Source organism: Segnochrobactrum spirostomi (genome assembly GCF_009600605.1).
GTDB classification, from domain to species: domain Bacteria; phylum Pseudomonadota; class Alphaproteobacteria; order Rhizobiales; family Segnochrobactraceae; genus Segnochrobactrum; species Segnochrobactrum spirostomi.
Genome location: NZ_VWNA01000003.1, coordinates 605,920 through 624,094 on the forward strand (window position 1 = coordinate 605,920; position 18,175 = coordinate 624,094).

Sequence of the window (18,175 nt, forward strand, 5' to 3'; positions counted from 1 at the left end):
TTCCTCCCGACGCGTAGCTTCGCCATGAACGCTTGTCCGACGGCCGCCCCCTCATCGTTCGAGACCCGTTCGAGGTCGTCGATCCGCGTTTCCGCGCGCTCGCGCTGCCGAACACCCATATGGACGTGCTCTATTCCGGGTGCCGTTGGGCCGAGGGGCCGGTCTGGTTCGGCGATCACGCATGCCTTGTCTGGAGCGACATCCCCGAAAACCGCATGCTGCGCTGGGACGCCGCAACGGGCGTCAGCCTCTTCCGCAGCCCGTCCGACCATTCGAACGGCAACACGCGGGACCGCCAGGGCCGCCTCGTCACCTGCGAGCACGGCCGGCGCCGCGTGACCCGGACCGACCATGACGGCCGCATCGCCGTCCTCGCCGATGCCTACGAGGGACGTCCGCTCAACGCGCCGAACGACGTAGTCGTGCGCTTGGACGGGTCGATCTGGTTCTCAGATCCGACCTACGGGATCATGGGGCACTACGAGGGCTTTCCCGGCGCGCAGGAACAGCCGACCCGGAACGTCTACCGGATCGATCCGGCCACCGGCGGCCTCGCGATCATGGTCGACGATTTCGAGCAGCCGAACGGGCTCGCCTTCTCGCCCGACGAGCGCGTGCTCTATGTCGCGGATTCGAGCCGCAGCCACGACGGCGGCAGCGGCCACCACATCCGGGCGTTCGACGTCGTCGACGGGCAGCAGCTCTCCAACGGCCGCATCTTCGCCGTCATCGAGCCCGGCCAGCCCGACGGCCTCAGGGTCGATGTCGCCGGCAACGTCTGGACCAGCGCCGCCGACGGCGTCCACGTCTACGCGCCGGACGGCACGCTCCTCGGCAAGGTTCGCGTGCCGGAAACCGTCGCCAACCTGACCTTCGGCGGGCCGAAGCGGAACCGCCTGTTCATCACCGCCACGACGTCGCTCTATGCCGTCTATGTCGGCATCCAGGGGGCGGTGTGAGCGCCAAGCGTCGATGGATCAGCACCGCACCGTGGGACGGCCCCCTCGCCGGCGCTGCGATCGTCGCAACGGACGGCATTGAGATAAGCGCGGCACATCAGAACCAGTTGGCGGTGCACGGCGGCGGCCTCGCCGACGGGCAAGTCGCGTTCGAACACGCTGCGGACGGTGCCGAAGATGGCGGTCAGCAGGGTGAGATTGACGGTTTCCAGATCGTCGAAGACGGCATCAGGACTGCTGGCAAACATCACCGTCGTCGCCGCATCCACGCGACGGCTGAAAGCTTCGATCAGCGGCGCGTTGTCGATCTCCACGACGGAACGGTAGAGGGCTCGGGTGACATCGGCCCGCTCAGTCTTGGCTTCCCAATAGGTTGTAACGAGATCCTCGACCATTCTCTCGATCGAGGCGGCGTGCGCGGCGCGACAGGCGGCCTCGATCTTGCCGGCGACGATATCGAGATACCGCTCGTTCAGGGCATAGAACAGCGCCTGCTTGTGCGGGAAATATTGGTAGAGGCTGCCGACCGATACCCCCGCCCTCTCGGCGACCCGCGTCGTCGTCAGCCGGTTCGGCCCGACGGCGAGTAAAACCTGAATGGTCGCCTCGAAAATCGCGTCCACGGTCGCCGCCGCGCGGGCCTGACGCGGCCGTTTCCGTGGCTCCAGGAGGATGGGGCGAACGGGCGCCATAGGCGAATCCCAAAACCGAACGATCCTTCATATCTTAGACGCCATCCGACACGGCAGACCAGACATCGCAGGCATCGATACCAGGGCGCCGCCCCGACATGACGGGCGGCCCATGGCGTGCGCCGGCCATTCAACGAAGGATTTCCCCATGACAGACATCGATAGGATCGCCCTCGTCACCGGCGCGAACAAAGGCATCGGGTTCGAGATCGCCCGCCAACTGGCGGTCGCCGGCGTTCGCGTGATCCTCGGCGCACGCGACGCCGGGCGGGCGCGGACTGCCGTCGATCGTCTCGCGGCGCAGGGGCTCGCGACGCAATCCGTGCCGCTCGATCTCAACGACCCGACGAGCATCGCAGCCGCCGCGGCGGCGATCGACGCCGAAAACGGCAAGCTCGACATTCTCGTCAACAATGCCGGGATCGTCGATCCTGCGGACGGGGCGCCGAGCGCGTCGGCGCCGGACGCGGTCCGCCGCATCCTCGACACCAACGTCGTCGGCACGCTTGCGGTGACCCAGGCGATGTTGCCGCTGCTACGCCGATCGCCGACGGGCCGCATCGTCAATCTGTCCAGCTCGCTTGGCTCGCTGACGCTGAACGGTGATCCAACGTCGCCGTACTACGCCGCCCGCCTGATCGGCTACAACGCTTCGAAGGCGGCGCTCAACATGCTGACGGTGCAACTCGCCGAGGAACTCCGCGGCACGCCGATCGTCGTGAACTCCGTCAGCCCCGGATACGTGAAGACCGACCTGACGGGGCACACGGGCTACATGACCGCCGAAGAGGGCGCGAAGCTGCCCGTCCATTACGCCCTGCTCGGCGCGGACGGGCCGTCCGGCCGGTTCGTGGGGCCGGACGGTCCAACGCCCTGGTGACGCAACGCCACGGCCCGCGCCGACGCCCCGCTCAGCGCCAGCCGAGCGCGGGGGCGACGTGGGTCAGGATCGCCTCGATGACGTGGGCGTTGTATTCGACGCCGAGCTGGTTGGGCACGGTAAGAAGCAGCGTGTCGGCTTCCGTGATCGCCTCGTCCGCCCGCAATTGCTCGACGAGCTTGTCCGGCTCGGCGGCGTAGGAGCGGCCGAAGATCGCCCGGGTCTTGTCGTCGATGTAGCCGACCTGATCGGCATCCTCGCCGTCGCGGCCGAAATAGGCGCGGTCGAGGTCGTTCGTCAGGGCGAAGATGCTGCGGCTGACCGAGACGCGCGGGGTGCGCTCATGCCCCGCCGCCTGCCACGCCGCGCGGTAGGCGCGGATCTGCTCGGCCTGCTGGATGTGGAAGGGCTGACCGGTCTCGTCGGTCTTCAGGGTCGAGCTCTGCAGGTTCATGCCGTGCTCGGCCGCCCAGATCGCGGTCGCGTTCGACGACGCGCCCCACCAGATGCGCTCGCGCAGGCCGTCCGCATGCGGCTCGAGGCGCAGGAGACCCGGCGGGTTCGGGAACATCGGGCGCGGATTGGGCTGGGCGAAACCCTCGCCCTTGAGCAGTTCGAGGAAGACTTCGGCGTGGCGCCGGCCCATGTCGGCGTCGTCCTGGCCGTCCGCCGGCGCGTAGCCGAAATAGCGCCAGCCGTCGATCACCTGCTCGGGCGAGCCGCGGCTGATGCCGAGCTGGAGCCGCCCGCCGGAGATCAGGTCCGCCGAGCCGGCGTCCTCCAGCATGTAGAACGGGTTCTCGTAGCGCATGTCGATGACGGCGGTGCCGATCTCGATGGTGCGCGTCTTGGCGCCGACCGCGGCGAGCAGCGGAAAGGGCGAGGCGAGCTGTCGGGCGAAGTGGTGGACGCGGAAATAGGCGCCGTCCGCTCCGAGCTCTTCGGCGGCGACCGCGAGGTCGATCGATTGCAGAAGTGCGTCGGCGGCAGAGCGGGTCCCGGAGCGGGGCGACGGGGCCCAATGGCCGAACGAGAGGAAGCCGATCTTTTTCAAAGGTCACCCGGTACTGGCTGATGTGCCGGGGACGTTAGGCGCAAACGCCGCGCGCCGCCATTCGCGCTCGCGTGTACGCGCCGTTCCGCGGAAGCGCACAATGGCGGGGCCCTCACGAGAAAGGGCCGCTGACAATCTCAGTCCCTGCGCGTGGGAAACGACCCTCGCGCGATACGCGAAATTTAGCTCTTAATAAATTGATTCAAATAATTTTTATCAAAGCGGGAGGTGCCCGGCCGCCGCCCCTTTTCCAGGGCGGCGGCCGGAGATCGTGGGATCAGAGGAGGTCGAAGCGATCGAGGTTCATGACCTTGGTCCAGGTCGCGACGAAGTCCTTCACGAACTTCTCGTTGGCGTCGGCGCTCGCATAGACCTCGGCAAGCGCGCGCAGCACCGAGTTCGAGCCGAACACCAGATCGACGCGGGTGCCGGTCCACTTGAGTTCGCCCGACTTGCGGTCGCGGCCTTCGTACAGCTCGTTGGAGCCGCCCGCCGGCTTCCACTGGGTGCTCATGTCCAGCAGGTTGACGAAGAAGTCGTTCGTCAACGCGCCGGCGCGGTCGGTGAGCACGCCGTGGGTCGCCCCGCCGACATTGATGTTGATCGCGCGGAGGCCGCCGATCAGCACCGTCAGCTCCGGCGCGGTCAGGGTGAGGAGCTGAGCCTTGTCGATCAGCGCCGCCTCGGCCGCCATCGGCAGCGTCGGCTTCTGATAGTTGCGGAAGCCGTCCGCGAGGGGCTCCATCACCTCGAAGGCATGGACGTCGGTGTTCTCCTGCGTGGCGTCCGTGCGGCCCGGTGTGAACGGCACGGTGATGTCGTGACCGGCCGCCTTCGCCGCCTGCTCCACGCCGACGCCGCCGGCGAGCACGATGAGATCGGCGAGCGAGATCGCCTTGCCGCCGGCCAAGCCGGCGTTGAACGCCGTCCGGACCCCTTCGAGGACCTGAAGCACCTTCTGCAACTGAAGCGGCTGGTTGACTTCCCAGTCCTTCTGCGGGGCGAGGCGGATGCGCGCCCCGTTGGCGCCGCCGCGCTTGTCACCGCCGCGGAACGTCGACGCCGACGCCCACGCCGTGCCGACGAGTTCGGACACGGTGAGGCCCGCGGCCGCGATCTTCGCCTTGAGCGCGGCGATGTCGGCCGCGTCGACCAGCGGGTGATCCACCGGCGGCACCGGGTCCTGCCAGATCAGCACTTCCTGCGGCACTTCTGGGCCGAGATAGCGGGCACGGGGGCCGAGGTCGCGGTGGGTCAGCTTGAACCAGGCCCGGGCGAACGCGTCGGCGAACGCCTGCGGGTTCTCGAGGAAGCGGCGCGAGATCTTCTCGTAGATCGGGTCGAAGCGCAGCGACAGGTCCGTCGTCAGCATGCGCGGCTTCTGCTTGCGGGTCGAGTCCTGGGCGAGCGGGATGTCTTCCGGCGCGTCCTTGGCTTCCCATTGGATGGCGCCGGCGGGGCTGCGGGTCTGCACCCACTCGAACTTGAACAGGTTCTCGAAGAAGAGGTTGGTCCACATCGTGGGGTGCTGGGTCCACGTCACCTCGATGCCGCTCGAGATGGTGTCGCCGCCCGCGCCCGAGCCGTAATTGCTGAGCCAGCCGAGGCCCTGGGCTTCGAGACCGGCCGCCTCCGGCACCGCGCCGACATGATCGGTGGTGGACGCGCCGTGGGTCTTGCCGAAGGTGTGGCCGCCGGCGATCAGCGCGACGGTCTCCTCGTCGTTCATCGCCATGCGGGCGAAGGTCTCACGGATATAGGCCGCCGCCTCGAGCGGATCGCCGCTCGCGTTCGGGCCTTCCGGATTGACGTAGATGAGGCCCATCTCGGTGGCGCCGAGAGGGCTCGAAAACTTCTCGAGCTGCCGGTGGGCGAGCCATTCGCCCTCGACGCCCCAGTTGATGTCCTGGTCCGGCTCCCAGGTGTCCTCGCGGCCGGCGGCGAAGCCGAAGGTGCGGAACCCCATGGTTTCGAGCGCGACGTTGCCGGTGAGGATCAGGAGATCGGCCCACGAGATCTGCTGGCCGTATTTCTGCTTGATCGGCCACAGCAGGCGGCGCGACTTGTCGATGTTGACGTTGTCGGGCCAGGAATTGAGCGGCGCGAAACGCTGCTGACCACGGCCGGCGCCACCGCGCCCGTCGGCGAGGCGATAGGTGCCCGCGGCGTGCCACGACATGCGGATGAACTGCGGGCCATAGTTGCCGAAATCGGCCGGCCACCAATCCTGCGAATCCGTCATCAGGATGCGCAGATCGTTCTTTAGCGCCTCGTAGTCGAGCTTCTGGAACTCTTCGCGATAATCGAACGTCTGATCCAACGGATCGGACTTCGAGGAATGCTGGTTGAGCAGATCGACCCGCAGCTGGCTGGGCCACCAATCCGTGTTCTGGGTGCCGGTGGAGCCGTGCACGACCGGGCATTTGCCCGTGGTCACGTCAGTCTTCGCGTTCATTTTGTTCTCCGATCCAGGCTTCGTTCGTTGCGCGACGGGTTGAGTGAACCGACGGATGCTGGTCACGCGATCCATGGCACGGTGAGCTGACAGACCGATGTCGGCCCGTCGGCGGCACCCGGCCTTCGCGCTCCGACACGGTCGCGGCGGAGCGGGTTGCCGAGAGACGCCGGGCATCGAACGATGCCACCGCCCTCCCGGCAACGCTCATAGCAAATCTCCTTCATTAGATTAATTTCGATTTAGTGATTGTCGCGATAAGGTAAACTTATCGCTCCTCGTTGGGAGGCGGCGAGCCGGTCCGGCCGCCGCCCCGTCGCCGGCTCAGAACGCCCAGCGCAGCGTGCCTTTGATGGCGTTCGCGTTGAAGTCCGATGCGAGCTCGCCCCGATAGGAGACGCCGATCTCCATGGCCTCCGTCGCCTTGATGGCGACGCCGAGGTCGAGCACGGCGGCGTCGCGGGCGAGCGGCACGCCGCTCACCGTGAAGGCGGACGAGCCCGAGGCGAAGCTCAGCGTCTGATCGGGCGAGATGTCACCATAGGCGTGCAGCCAGGCGAGACCGGCCGACAGAACGAGCGGTGCCCCGCCCGTCGCCTGGGGAAAGCTCACCGAACCACGCACGCCCAAGCTCGAACCGAGATTCTCGAACGTCTCGGACTGGCCGGCGAGAGCCGCGGTGCCGCCGCTCTCGGTGAATCCGCTCGTCGAAAGGCGCTGCCACGCCACGCCGACATAAGGCTCCACCGTTGTGTCGAGGCCGGCGACCCGTTGGACCATCGCATAACCGACCTCGCCGAAAACCTGCCCGGTCCAGCCGTCATAGTCCGCGCTGAGGGCCTGGCTGCCATCTGGCAGGCCAATTGTGCGCGTCATCGAGATGTCGTGCCACGAATACGCGGCGCCGAGATTGACCGCGATGTCGCCCGGCCCCTTGGTGGCGAAGCGACGACCGGCATAGAGGCCGACGTCGTAATTGTCGGAATTGCCCGACGAGGAGACCCCGTCGGCATCGAGCGTCGTTTGCGAGTAACCGACGGCGAGACCGGCCCGCCAGCCCGCCCATTCGCCGTCGACGCCGCCGGCGAAGCCGCCGAGCGAAGCATCGAGGCCCGAGACGCCGTTCGTGCCGTTGAAGTTGGCCCAGCCGCCATAGGCCTCGCTCCACATCGTGAGCGCGCTGCCGAAGCCCGCCACTTGGGGTCCGGGTTCGGACGTCGTCGACCCGGCTTCCGCCTGGCGCAGCCGGCGCTGCATCGCCCCGCGCACATAGCTCGCCTCGTCGAGGAGCGCGCTCTGGGTCGAGGCGTAGACCTCGCCGGAAAGGTTTTGGAACGCCGCGGCGGCGGCGCTGCCGGGCAGGGCGGCGAGGTCGACCGTCAGCGGATTGCCGGCAGAGAGCGTATCGGCGGCGACGGCGACGGCGCGCTGATTTGCCGTGGGCGCAAGGCTCGCGAACGGGACGGTGCTGCGGACGAGGCCGACACCGATCGCGCTGGCCGATGGTTCGAGCTGCGCGGCGACGAAGGGGTACACGGACGTCGTGGTGCCGAGAAGCGCGGCCGTGGCGCTGCCCATGGTGAAGCCGCCGGAGATGCCGCCGGCCGATTGCAGCACCGTGTAGCTCGCCCCAAGTTGCGGGTAGAATCCGTTGCCCGCGGCGAGATCGAGCACGCCGCCATCGATGGCCGTCGCGCCGCCGACCGAGATCAGATCGCTGCTCCCGCTCGCGCCGAGCTCGGCGACATAGGTGCTGCCGGGTCCGAAGGCGAGAGGCCCGACGACCGTCACGGTGCCGATCGAATGGCCGGGCGATACGACGCCGCCCGAGATCACGCTGAGGGCGCCCACGGTCCCGTTGCCAGAGAGGAGACCGGCGTCGATCACCTGCCCGGTCACCGTACCGTCGTTGACGAAGGTGCCGGTCGTCGCGACGTTGCCGACGATCTCGCCGGTGTTATTGGTCGTGCCCGCATTCAGCACCTGTCCGATCAGCGTGCCCGCGTTCGAGAAGGTGGCGCCGGACAGCACCGAAACGCCCGAGACCATGTTGCCGGCATTGGTCACCGTTCCGCCGTCTGACAGAGCGCCGACATAATTGCCGGTGTTGACGAAGGTCCCGCCCGACTGGACGGCGACGCTTCCCGCGAGCGCGCCCGTCAGATTCAGCGTGCCCGATTGGACGATCGTGCCGCCCTCGTACGTGTTGGCACCGGCGAGGGTCACATCGCCGCCGCCCGTGATCGTAAGGCCGCCCGGGCCCCAAATGTCGGCCGCGAAGACGGCGGTGTTCGGCGTGTCGATGATGCTGTCGCCGCGCAGATAGACCGGCAGGTCGGTATAGAACTGGTTCGAGAGCGAGAGCGTGCCGATCGCCGAGATCACCGGCTGGAAGAAGGCGCTCGACGCGCCGGACGTGCCGTTGAGCTGAAGCCCGATATAGCCGCCGGTCGCGTCATAGAGGTAATTGAACGCGTTGAGGGCGTAGATGCCGGTATTGATCAGCGTATCGGGCGATTCCCCGGTCCACCACACGTCCTGAGGAGGCGACACTGCGACGTTGATGGGGGTGACGGTCGTGTTCGAGAGCGGCACGGTCGTCGGATCGGTGACGTTGAACGTGTAACCAACCAATCCCGGCAAACCGAGGAGGTTGATCTGCATCGTTCCGCTCGCACTCGAGAGGTAGACGAGATTGCCGTTCGAAACCTGGCCGGGCAATGCGGCGTTGTTGTTCGTGGTGAGCAGGGCGTTCGGAATGCCGATGTCCACCACGGCCTGCTGACTCTGGTAGGTCTGCCCGCCAACGCCGACCGAGCCGGTCATCACCTGCCAGTCGGTCGGCGCCCCCTGCACGGACGGCGTGCCCGTCGGAATGAGCTTCGCATAGGCGTAGGGCGATGAACTGCCGTTCGAGCCGCTCGCGGTATTCTGCGTGGTGAGGCCGAGCGTGATCCCGTTCTGCGAGAGGATATAGCCCGACCGCATCGTGCCGGCCTGCATGTCGGAGAGGTTCAGGAACGGGTTGACGATCTGGAGATTGTCGGACGTTCCGGGCCCGGTCGGACTGACAACGTCGGTTCCATACCCCGTGCCATGCCCTGTCCGATCGAAGCCGATCCCCATCATTCCCAGGGCGCTGTCGGAGATGGGCTGCGGCTGCCCCGGGGAGGAGCACGCATTCGGCCAGGAGCCCGAGAGGCATTGGACCTGATCGACGAACAGAACGTGCACGGTCGCCGTCGCCGTCGTGGTGGCGCCGCCCTGGGCGACCGCATTCGTGAGCGTGACCTGGATCGGATACCAATATCCGAGATTGGCGCGCCCGCTGCTCCAATAGAATACGTATCCAGGAACACCGCTCTTATAATCAGGCGGTGCATATTTGGCATTCATCCAGAATCCGCGGGAACCCGTGTCGAGCTGCACCGCGCCGGAATAAGTGCCAACGTTCACCTCAACGCCGACAGCACCGTTCGAAGCGGAACCGCCAAAGGCATAGGGGACCGTGTAGGATTGCGAATAGCCGTTATAATTCGACCAAGTCTGCGCTCGCGCAGGAAGCACTGCGACCAACGCCAATACGGCGAAGGCGGTCAACCGCCCGGCTCTCCGGCGGACTACGATCGACGGCGTCGCGAAGCCCCAAGCCAGCCGCCGATCCGCGAAAACATGAAAAATCACCCCGCCCCCAAGACCGGGCGCTGTATCGCGCCACTTCAATCCATCGAACGCGGCCCACCTCCCCCGGTCGCCCGCGCCCGTGCGGCGGTCCCGAACAATCGGATCCCGCTGCTGCTCGTTGGGATATCATCGCCGTCGGTGCCGTGTCACCGGCGCGCCACCCCTAAACAAGCCTTGTCAGACCTCGGTGATCCGGCGCAGCATCCGGGTTTCGCCGTCCACCAGGAGGGTCCCATGGACCTGCGGTTGCTGAACAGCTTCGTGATGACGGCCGAGCTCGGCAACATGACCGCGGCGGCCGCCAAGCTGCACATCACCCAATCGACCCTGTCGCGACAGATCAAGGCGCTCGAGGACGATCTCGGGGTCGGGCTGTTCGATCGGGCGGGACGGAAGCTCAGGCTCTCGAAGGCCGGCGAGGCTCTGATCGCCAAAGCGCACGATCTCGTCGCCGCCGGTCAGGGACTGCGCGCTTATGTCGACGGCATCCGGGTCGGCGATGCCGGCGTACTGCGGGTCGGCGCCTGCTCGCAGCTCATCGAACGCTATTTCCCCGCCTTCCTCGCGGAGTGGCGGCTCGCCAATCCGACCGTCGAGATCCGCCTGCACGAAGCCGGCGGGGCCGAGCTCGACACCATGCTCGGCGAGGGCGAGCTCCACTTGGTCGTCAACGCCCAGGCTCGGAACGGCGACAGCGGTCTCGACTTCGTCCGCCTGGGGCGGCTCACCACGCTTGCGGTCGGCGCGCATCCGCTGCTCGATCCTTCGCCGCATCCGGTCGAGGCGAGCGAGGTGAGCGCCCATCCGCTGCTGATCCTCAATCGCCGCCATGCCTCGCGGGAGATGTTCGATGCCGCCTGCCGGCTCGCCGGCCTGAAGCCGGTGATCGGGCTCGAAAGCAGTTCGCCCCACACCCTGTTTTCGCTGGCGGAAGCGGGGCTCGGCATCGCGGTGGTGCCGTCGAGCGCGCGGGTGCGCCGGCCAGGGCTCGCCGTGCGGCCCCTCGCCTTCAACGGCCGCCTGCTCGATTTCGAGGTCTCCGCCACCTGGAGCCGGCGCAATCCCCTCCCCGATTTCGGCCGACGCTTCGTCGAAGCGCTCGGCGCGCACATCCGCGCAGAGGAAGACGGCGACCGCGCGGCGGCGCGTCCGACGCTGCTGCGGTCGGTCGGCGGGTGAGCGGCGCAGCGGGATCGGACCGCCCCATGAGCATCGCTTCCATGCGGATTCCGCATCGAAAGCGATGAAAAATACTCATTGGACGCATTGTCTACCGCTGGCCTAGCCTTCCCGGATCATTCGAGGATCGGACGGCGGCGACGGCTCGGGCGCGGTGGGGCGGCACCCTTGTCGGACAGACGCGGCGTTCGGTCCGTCGTCCGAAACCAATCGGGGGCGCGTCTATGCGCATCGGTCTCGGCACCGGGAAGATCGGCACCAGGCGGATCGGCCAGGAGCACATCGTGCTCGGCTTCGCCGTGCTTCTCTTCCTCGGATATTCGATCTTCCTCAACGGTTTCGTGACGCCGAGCAATCTCGTCGCCATCGTCCGCAGCGTGGCGGTGCTCGGTATCCTCGCCGTCGGCATGGGCATCGTCGTCATCGGCCGCGGCATCGACCTCTCGATGATCGCCGTGATGGCGATGGCGACCGCCTGGCAGCTCGAACTGATGAACCACGGCTGGTCGACGCCGGCGGCGATGGGCGCCGTCTGCCTCGCCGTCATCGTGCTCGGCACCGTCAACGGCATCCTGATTGCCTATGGCGACGTGCCGGCGATCTTCGCGACGCTCGCCTCGGGCAGCTTCGTGTTCGGATTCGTGCGCTCGCAGCTCATCACCCAGGACGTCGTCTACGTGCCGAAGACGGCCGATATTCTGCTCGCGCTCGGCCAGGCGCGGGTCGCCACGCTGCCGATCGAGGTCGTGTTCTTCGCCCTCGCCGTCCTCGTCGTTTTCCTGGCGCTGCGCTTCACCAAGCCTGGCCGCTTCGTCTACCTGATGGGCGACAATTATGTCGCCGCCCGCACGATGGGCATCCCGGTCCGGCCGATGGTGGTGATCCAATATGTGGTGAGCGCGCTGCTCGCCTGGCTCGCCGGCTTGGTCACCGCGGCCGGCCTCCAGAGCATCAACACCCGCATCGTCAATTCGACGCTGCTCTACGACGTCATCCTCGTCGTGGTGATCGGCGGCATCGGCCTATCGGGCGGCAAGGGCGGCATGCGCAACGTCGTCGTCGGCGCCCTTCTGATCGGCATCATGCTGAACGGCATGACGATCCTGGACCTGCCGAACATCTACCAGAACCTGATCAAGGCGACGATTTTGCTCGCCGCGATCATCGTCGATAGCCGCCTCAACCCGCGCGACGAGCAGACCGCGCAGCAGGGCGACATCTGAGGCCGCGGGCTGCCCGCGGCGAACGATTTGCCCCGAAGGGCGAAACAACCGCAGTGGAGATGTTCCGCCGCGGTCGATCGAAGAAACGGCGTCGCTTCTGGAGGCCGGCACGCACCGGTCATGATCGCGCACCGCCTCCGCTTGCGGACGGTGTTCAAGGAACGTGAGGGATCGATGAAAAGCTTGATGAAGCTCGTGACGGCCGCCGCGGCGGCTCTCGTGATCGGCGCGTTGCCGGTCAAGGCGCAGGACGCCACCCAGACCGGCGACCCGGGCCCAGCCGCCTATTCGAAGGCGCTCGCCGGCAAGCGCGTGGCGCTCGTGCCGATGGCGATGGGCTTCGACCTCGCCCAGGGCTGGTCCTATTATATCGGCAAGGAAGTGCGCGGCTTCGGCGGCACCTTCGAGACGCGCGATCCGAACTGGAGCATCGAGGCCGGCGCCCAGGCGATCACCGACCTCATCAACTCCTCCGAAAAGCCGGACGTGCTGATCGTCCACGTGCCGGATCTGCAGTCCTACGTGAAGCTGTTCCGCAAGGCGCAGCAGGCCGGCATCTTCGTCATCCAGATCGACAACCGCTCGAACTTCCCGACCGACGCCTTCGTCGGCTCCGATTGGGATCGCCTCGGCCAGCTCGAAGCGGAAGCGGTGATCAAGGGCTGCGGCCCGAACTCGTCGAAGAAGATCGGCCTCATCCAGGGCGATCAGGTCAACGCCTCGAGCCTCGACCAATATGCCGGCATCCAGAAGGTTCTCGCCAAGAATCCGGACTTCAAGGTGGTCGGCGCGCCGGATTCGAACTGGGACGCCACGACGGCCCGCAACGTCGCCACGACGTTGTTGCAGCAGAACAAGGACGTCTGCGGCATCATCGATTTCTGGGACAACACCGCGCAGGGCACCGCCGCCGCGATCCGCGACGCCGGGCTCCAGGGCAAGGTCTTCCTCGTCACCACCGGCGGCGGCGAAGAAGCCGATTGCAAGCTGCTCGAGGACGGCACCTTCGGCGCCGTGGTCATGACCGAGGTGCAGAACCAGTCACGCGACATCGTCGCGCTCATCAAGTTCCTGCTCCAGAGCGGCCTCAAGCCGGGCCAGGCGACCACCTGGATCTACACGCTGGAGAAGGCGACCACGAAGGCCGACGTGACGCCGTCGACCTGCTGGAGCCTGAAGACCATCCAGGCCGATCAGGCTGCCGCGAAATAAGGCGGATGCGGAGGGGGACGCGCTCCCCCTCCGCATTCCTCCCACCATCTTCCGAGCCTGCGGTGCGCTCCCCGGCGCGCCGCGCCCATCCCGCGGCCCGAGGGCCGGAAAGCCGCCGATGAGCCTCTCCGAGACGTTCGCCCGCCTGCGCTACAATTATGTCCCGGACCACCTGGTCGGCGAGATCCTGACCAAGAGGTGGACGGACAATTTGGTGCCGTTCACCTTCCTCGTCGTCATCGTCGGCGTGTTCGGGTGGGCGATCCCCGGCTTTTTCACGCCGGCGAGCCTGCTCGGCTCGGCGCGTCAGCTCGGCGAATTCCTCATCGTCGTCGTGGGCCTGACGGTCGTCATCCTCGGCGGCGGCATCGATCTTTCGGTCGGCTCGATCTTCGCCCTCAGCGTGCTGTCGTCGGTGCTCGTCATCTATGTCGGCGACGGAAACGTCTGGCTGGCGCTCGCCGCCGCGCTCGCGACGGGCCTCGCCTGCGGCGCCGTCAACGGCTTCCTAGTCGGCTATCTGCGGCTCCGGGCGTTCCTGACGACCCTCGTCACCCTGATCATCGGCCGCTCGCTCTACGACATCCTCATCATTGCCTTCGGCAAGCCGATCCAGATGTCGGCGGCCGACGACCTGACCTTCGATTGGATCGGCGCCGGCTCCGTCTACGGGCTGCCGGTCAGCGCGCTCGTCGCCATCATCTTCGCCGCGCTCGCCCATATCGCCATCAGCCGCTCGCGGCCCGGCTGGCACATCGCCGCCGTCGGCGGCTCCCGGCGCTCGGCCTACAATGTCGGCATCCCGGTCAAGCGGACCGTCTTCCTGACCTACGTCATCTCCGGCTTTTCCTGCGGCGTCGCCGGATTTCTGTTCGCCGCCCGCCTGTCCGGCGCAGGCCCCGGCACCGGCGCGGGCCTCGAACTGATGGCGCTCACCGCCGCCGTTGTCGGCGGCAACAGCCTCGGCGGCGGACGCGGCTCCATCGCCAAGGGCCTGATGGGCGCCGTCGCCGTCCTCGTCATGACGAACGGGCTGATCCGCCTCGGCTTCGGCACCGGCACCAACCAGATGGTGCTCGGTCTGATGCTCGGTCTCGCCGTCGTGCTCGACGTGCGCTGGCTGAAGAACCGCCACAAGGTGCTCGCCGAGGTCTATGTCGCGCCGATCCACCATCGCATGGGCGAGACGCTGTCGGCGATGCCGAGTTCCGGCACGCCCTTCGCCTTGAACGACCGGCTGGAAGCGGCCGATGCGATCGGCCTCGCCGAGGTCGAGGGACCGGAAGACGTCGTTCTCGACGAAGACGACAATCTCTATGCGGGCACCCGGCATGGCGAGATCGTCCGCTATTTCGCGCCGGATTATACCCGCTCGGAGGTGTTCGCCCACATCGGCGGCTTCCCGCTCGGGCTCGCGATCGATCGCGACGGGTCGATCAAGTCCTGCGTCGGCGCGATGGGCCTCTATTCGATCGCGCCGGACCGCACCGTGACCCAGCTCTCCACCGAGACGCGGCGCTCGCTGTTCTCCGTCGTCGACGATGCCCGGCTGCGCGATCCGAACGATTGCGACATCGCCCCCGACGGCCGGGTCTGGTTCACCGATTCCACGACGCGCTACGACGCCCACGATTGGGCGCTCGATTCGATCGAGAGCCGGCCGACCGGGCGCCTCCTCGTTTACGATCCGCGGACCGGCAAGACGAAGACCGTGCTCGACAATCTGCGCTACGCGAACGGCGTGTGCATCGCCCACGATGGTCGCTCGCTGTTTCTCGCGGAATCGTGGGCCTGCCGCATCCATCGCTATTGGTTCGAGGGGCCGAAGGCGGGCACGCTCGAATGCGTCATCCGCGACATGCCGGGTTATCCCGACAACATCAACCGCGCCTCGGACGGCACCTATTGGATGGCGTGGCTGGGCATGCGGACGCCGAGCTTCGACCTCGCTTTGCGCCATCCCGGCGCGCGCAAGCGCATGACCCGCCGCCTGCCGCAGGACGAGTGGCTGTTCCCCAACATCAACACCGGCGGCGTCGTCAAATTCGACGAGAGCGGCCGCATCGTCGAGACGTTCGGCGACCTCGCCGGCCGCAAGCACCCGATGGTCACCTCGATGCGCGAGCACAAGGGCTACCTCTATATCGGCGGCATCCTGAACAACCGCATCGGCCGCTATAAGATCGCCGGCGCCGACCCGACCTGGACCGGCTGGTCGTCCTATTGGGGAGGGCGCGGCTGATGTGGCTCGACCGACTGCTCGACCCGTTCCGCGGCAAGGCCATCACCATCCCGCCGCTCGACGGCGCGCTGAAGCCGAACACCGCCCTTGACGACGCCCCCCTGCTCGCCGCCGTGGAGCGGCCGGACAATCTCGCGGTCGCCGACGGCCGGCTGGTGTTCTCGTCCGGACCGCGCCTCCTCGCCCTCCGGCCAGACGCCTGCCTCGAAGAGCTCGCGGTGTTCGACCATCCGGTCACGGCGCTCGCCGCCTTCGCGGACGGCGGGCTGGTGATCGGGCTCGACGACGGCGCCATCGTCTTCCGCGGCGGCGCGCACCACGGTCGCACGCTGCCCGGGATCGGGCCGGGCCGCCTCGCCTGCCCGGTCGCCATCGCCGTGATGAACGCGACGACGATCGTGGTCGCCCAAGGCTCGGCCCGCCACCGGCCGAGCGATTGGGTCGTCGATCTGATGGAGAAGAACGCGACCGGCTCGGTCTGGCGGTTCGATCTCGAGGACGGCAGCGCGACCGCACTCGGCGAGAACCTCGCTTTCCCCCATGGCCTCCTGATCGAGGCGGATCGCTCGATCGTCGTGGCGGAGAGCTGGCGCCATCGCCTGGTGCGCCTCGCTGCCGACGGACGGGGCCGCGTCGAGCCGGTGCTCTCCAAGCTCGCGGGCTATCCGGCACGGCTCGCGCCGGCCGCCGGCGGCGGCGCTTGGCTCGCCTTGTTCGCGCCGCGCAACCGGCTGATCGAGTTCGTGCTCTCCGAAGACGCCTACCGCGCCGACATGATCCGCGACGTCGAGCGGGACTTCTGGATCGCGCCGGCGCTCTCGTCCGGCCGCTCCTTCCTGGAGCCGCTGCAATGCGGAGGCGTGCGCACCATGGGCATCCACAAGCCGTGGGCGCCGAGCCGATCCTACGGGCTCGTGGTCCGCCTCGATGCGGCGCTCGCCCCCGTCGCGAGCTGGCACAGCCGGGCCGACGGCGCGCGCCACGGCGTCACCGCGATCGTCGAACACGAAGGCCGGCTGATCGCCGCCGCGAAGGGCGGCGACGCCCTCGTCGCGATCGCGCCGGAGACGGAGACCGCCCGATGAGCGTCCTGTTCGAGATGAAGGGGATCACCAAGTCCTATCGCGGCAACCCCGCCGTGAAGGCGGTCGATTTCGATCTCCGCGAGGGCGAAGTCCACGCCCTCCTCGGCGAGAACGGCGCCGGCAAGTCCACCCTCACCAAGATGATGGCCGGCGTCGTCGAGCCCTCGGCCGGTACGATGATCTACGGCGGCGCGCCGGTCTCTTTCACCGGTCCGGCCGACGCGCTGAAGCGCGGCATCGCCATGGTGTTCCAGGAGACCAGCCTCGTCCCCTCGATGACGGTCGCCCAGAACCTCTATCTCGGCGACGAGAAGTTCCTGAACCGCCTGCGCGGCGTTGCGATCGCCGCCCAGCAGTTCCTGCAATCCCTGAACTTCACCGTCGATCCGACCGCGACCGTGGCCACCCTCGGCACCGCCAAGCGTCAGATGGTGGAGATCGCCCGGGCGGTTCGCCTCAACGCCCGCATCATCATCTTCGACGAGCCGACGGCCGCACTGACGCCGGAGGAGAAGCGCCACTTCTTCACGCTGATCCGCCGCCTCAAGGAGCGTGGCGTCTCGGTGGTCTTCATCTCTCATGCGCTTGAGGAGGCGCTCGCGATCTCCGACCGCATCACCGTGATGCGGGACGGCGAGAAGGTCGTGACCGACGCCACCTCCGCCTTCGACCGCGAGCGCATCGTCCGGGCGATGGTCGGCCGCACCATGGCGGAGGATTCCGGGGCGAAGGGAGGCCGCGCCGCGATCCGCCCGCCCGGCGCCAAGGTGCTCTCGATCCAGGACGTCTCGATGGGGCGGTGGTGCGCAACACCTCGTTCTCGATCTTCGAGGGACAGATCACCGGCATCTTCGGCCTCGTCGGCTCGGGCCGCACGGAGACCGCGAAGATCGTCGCAGGCGTCGCCAAGCGCGATTTCCTGCGTGGCGGCGAGATCGAGCTCGACGGCCGCCCGGTGCGCTACGGCACGCCACGGCCTGCGGTGAAGGACGGCATCGTCTACGTCACCGAGGACCGCAAGGTCGAAGGCTTCTTCGAGACGATGTCGATCGCGGAGAACCTCTATGCCGGTCTCCTCGCCGCCGGTCTCGAACGCGCGCCGATCGTCTCACGCCGCGAGATGGCGGAGCACGCCGCGCAGTGGAGCCGGACGCTCGCGATCCGCTCGATCGATCCCGACGCCCGGGTGATCGAACTCTCCGGCGGCAACCAGCAGAAGGTCGTCATCGGCAAGGGCCTGATCCAGAAGCCGCGCATCGTCATCTTCGACGAGCCGACCCGCGGCGTCGATGTCGCGGCCATCACCGAAATCCATCACCTCATCGAAAAGCTCGCCGACGACGGCTTGGCGGTCGTCGTAATCTCGTCCTATCTCCCTGAGATCATGAAGCTGTCGGATCGCATCCTGGTGTTCCGGCAGGGCCGCGTCGTCGAGGAGTTCTCGCCGCACGATGCGACTGAGGAGCGGATCATGTACGCTTCGGTCCACTGAAAGCGGACACGGCGTGGG

Annotated in this window: 11 protein-coding genes and 1 pseudogene; 8 read left to right on the forward strand and 4 right to left on the reverse strand. The window is 67.4% G+C overall.

Translation table 11 applies throughout. The features are described 5' to 3' along the window. The first annotated feature begins 32 nt into the window (after positions 1-32). Positions 33-959: an SMP-30/gluconolactonase/LRE family protein gene (locus tag F0357_RS22890; RefSeq protein ID WP_246161862.1), complete on the forward strand. Its 927-nt coding sequence runs from the start codon at positions 33-35 to the stop codon at positions 957-959. On the opposite strand, the gene F0357_RS22895 is transcribed toward F0357_RS22890, so the two are convergent. After that, complete coding sequence (locus F0357_RS22895; protein WP_153490752.1) at positions 932-1,651, reverse strand: TetR/AcrR family transcriptional regulator; 720 nt, start codon at positions 1,649-1,651, stop codon at positions 932-934. The two genes, F0357_RS22890 and F0357_RS22895, sit on opposite strands and share 28 nt — an antisense overlap. Positions 1,652-1,799: 148 nt before the next feature. Between F0357_RS22895 and F0357_RS22900 the strand changes: the two genes are divergently transcribed. Beyond that, positions 1,800-2,531 (forward strand): SDR family oxidoreductase, encoded by a 732-nt coding sequence (locus F0357_RS22900; RefSeq protein WP_153490756.1) that lies wholly within the window; start codon positions 1,800-1,802, stop codon positions 2,529-2,531. Positions 2,532-2,562: 31 nt separating this feature from the next. Here the strand turns inward: F0357_RS22900 and F0357_RS22905 are convergent, their stop codons facing one another. The 3 genes from F0357_RS22905 to F0357_RS22915 all read right to left on the reverse strand — a co-directional run bounded on the left by F0357_RS22905 (position 2,563) and on the right by F0357_RS22915 (position 9,496). Continuing rightward, entirely contained in the window at positions 2,563-3,585 is a 1,023-nt protein-coding gene (locus F0357_RS22905) for an LLM class flavin-dependent oxidoreductase (RefSeq protein WP_153490760.1), read from the reverse strand. Between the two features lie 277 nt (positions 3,586-3,862). Continuing rightward, a complete protein-coding gene (katG, locus tag F0357_RS22910) occupies positions 3,863-6,040 on the reverse strand; it encodes a catalase/peroxidase HPI (RefSeq protein ID WP_153490770.1) in 2,178 nt (725 codons plus the stop codon). Between the two features lie 324 nt (positions 6,041-6,364). Further along, the gene (locus tag F0357_RS22915) at positions 6,365-9,496 is read right to left on the reverse strand and encodes an autotransporter outer membrane beta-barrel domain-containing protein (RefSeq protein ID WP_208948556.1); all 3,132 of its coding nucleotides are present in this window, start codon (positions 9,494-9,496) and stop codon (positions 6,365-6,367) included. A 462-nt stretch (positions 9,497-9,958) separates the two neighbouring features. Here F0357_RS22915 and F0357_RS24275 point away from each other — a divergent pair, with 462 nt between their 5' ends. From F0357_RS24275 to F0357_RS22945, 6 genes and pseudogenes are all read left to right on the forward strand, one after another. After that, positions 9,959-10,903, forward strand: a complete 945-nt coding sequence (locus tag F0357_RS24275; protein WP_208948557.1) for a LysR family transcriptional regulator — start codon at positions 9,959-9,961, stop codon at positions 10,901-10,903. A 224-nt stretch (positions 10,904-11,127) separates the two neighbouring features. Then, positions 11,128-12,126 carry an ABC transporter permease gene (locus F0357_RS22925; protein ID WP_153490779.1) on the forward strand — a complete coding sequence of 333 codons (999 nt, stop codon included), beginning with the start codon at positions 11,128-11,130 and terminating at the stop codon, positions 12,124-12,126. 186 nt (positions 12,127-12,312) lie between these two features. Beyond that, positions 12,313-13,338, forward strand: coding sequence for a sugar ABC transporter substrate-binding protein (locus tag F0357_RS22930; RefSeq protein ID WP_246161863.1), 1,026 nt, complete (start codon positions 12,313-12,315; stop codon positions 13,336-13,338). Positions 13,339-13,456: 118 nt separating this feature from the next. Continuing rightward, positions 13,457-15,580: an ABC transporter permease gene (locus F0357_RS22935; RefSeq protein ID WP_153490785.1), complete on the forward strand. Its 2,124-nt coding sequence runs from the start codon at positions 13,457-13,459 to the stop codon at positions 15,578-15,580. Beyond that, entirely contained in the window at positions 15,580-16,665 is a 1,086-nt protein-coding gene (locus F0357_RS22940; protein ID WP_153490789.1) for a hypothetical protein, read from the forward strand. Before F0357_RS22935 ends, F0357_RS22940 begins: the two co-directional genes overlap by 1 nt. Next, positions 16,662-18,157, forward strand: a pseudogene (locus F0357_RS22945) (sugar ABC transporter ATP-binding protein). The gene F0357_RS22940 and the pseudogene F0357_RS22945 overlap by 4 nt, the downstream one beginning before the upstream one ends. The last annotated feature ends 18 nt before the right edge of the window (positions 18,158-18,175 follow it).

What these genes read in the sequence shown, in the direction of transcription:
- F0357_RS22935 (WP_153490785.1), top strand. Translation starts at nt 13,457, where the DNA reads ATGAGCCTCTCCGAGACGTTCGCCCGCCTGCGCTACAATTATGTCCCG.
- F0357_RS24275 (WP_208948557.1), top strand. Translation starts at nt 9,959, where the DNA reads ATGGACCTGCGGTTGCTGAACAGCTTCGTGATGACGGCCGAGCTCGGC.
- F0357_RS22900 (WP_153490756.1), top strand. Translation starts at nt 1,800, where the DNA reads ATGACAGACATCGATAGGATCGCCCTCGTCACCGGCGCGAACAAAGGC.
- F0357_RS22925 (WP_153490779.1), top strand. Translation starts at nt 11,128, where the DNA reads ATGCGCATCGGTCTCGGCACCGGGAAGATCGGCACCAGGCGGATCGGC.
- F0357_RS22930 (WP_246161863.1), top strand. Translation starts at nt 12,313, where the DNA reads ATGAAGCTCGTGACGGCCGCCGCGGCGGCTCTCGTGATCGGCGCGTTG.
- F0357_RS22940 (WP_153490789.1), top strand. Translation starts at nt 15,580, where the DNA reads ATGTGGCTCGACCGACTGCTCGACCCGTTCCGCGGCAAGGCCATCACC.
- F0357_RS22895 (WP_153490752.1), bottom strand. Translation starts at nt 1,651, where the DNA reads ATGGCGCCCGTTCGCCCCATCCTCCTGGAGCCACGGAAACGGCCGCGT.
- katG (WP_153490770.1), bottom strand. Translation starts at nt 6,040, where the DNA reads ATGAACGCGAAGACTGACGTGACCACGGGCAAATGCCCGGTCGTGCAC.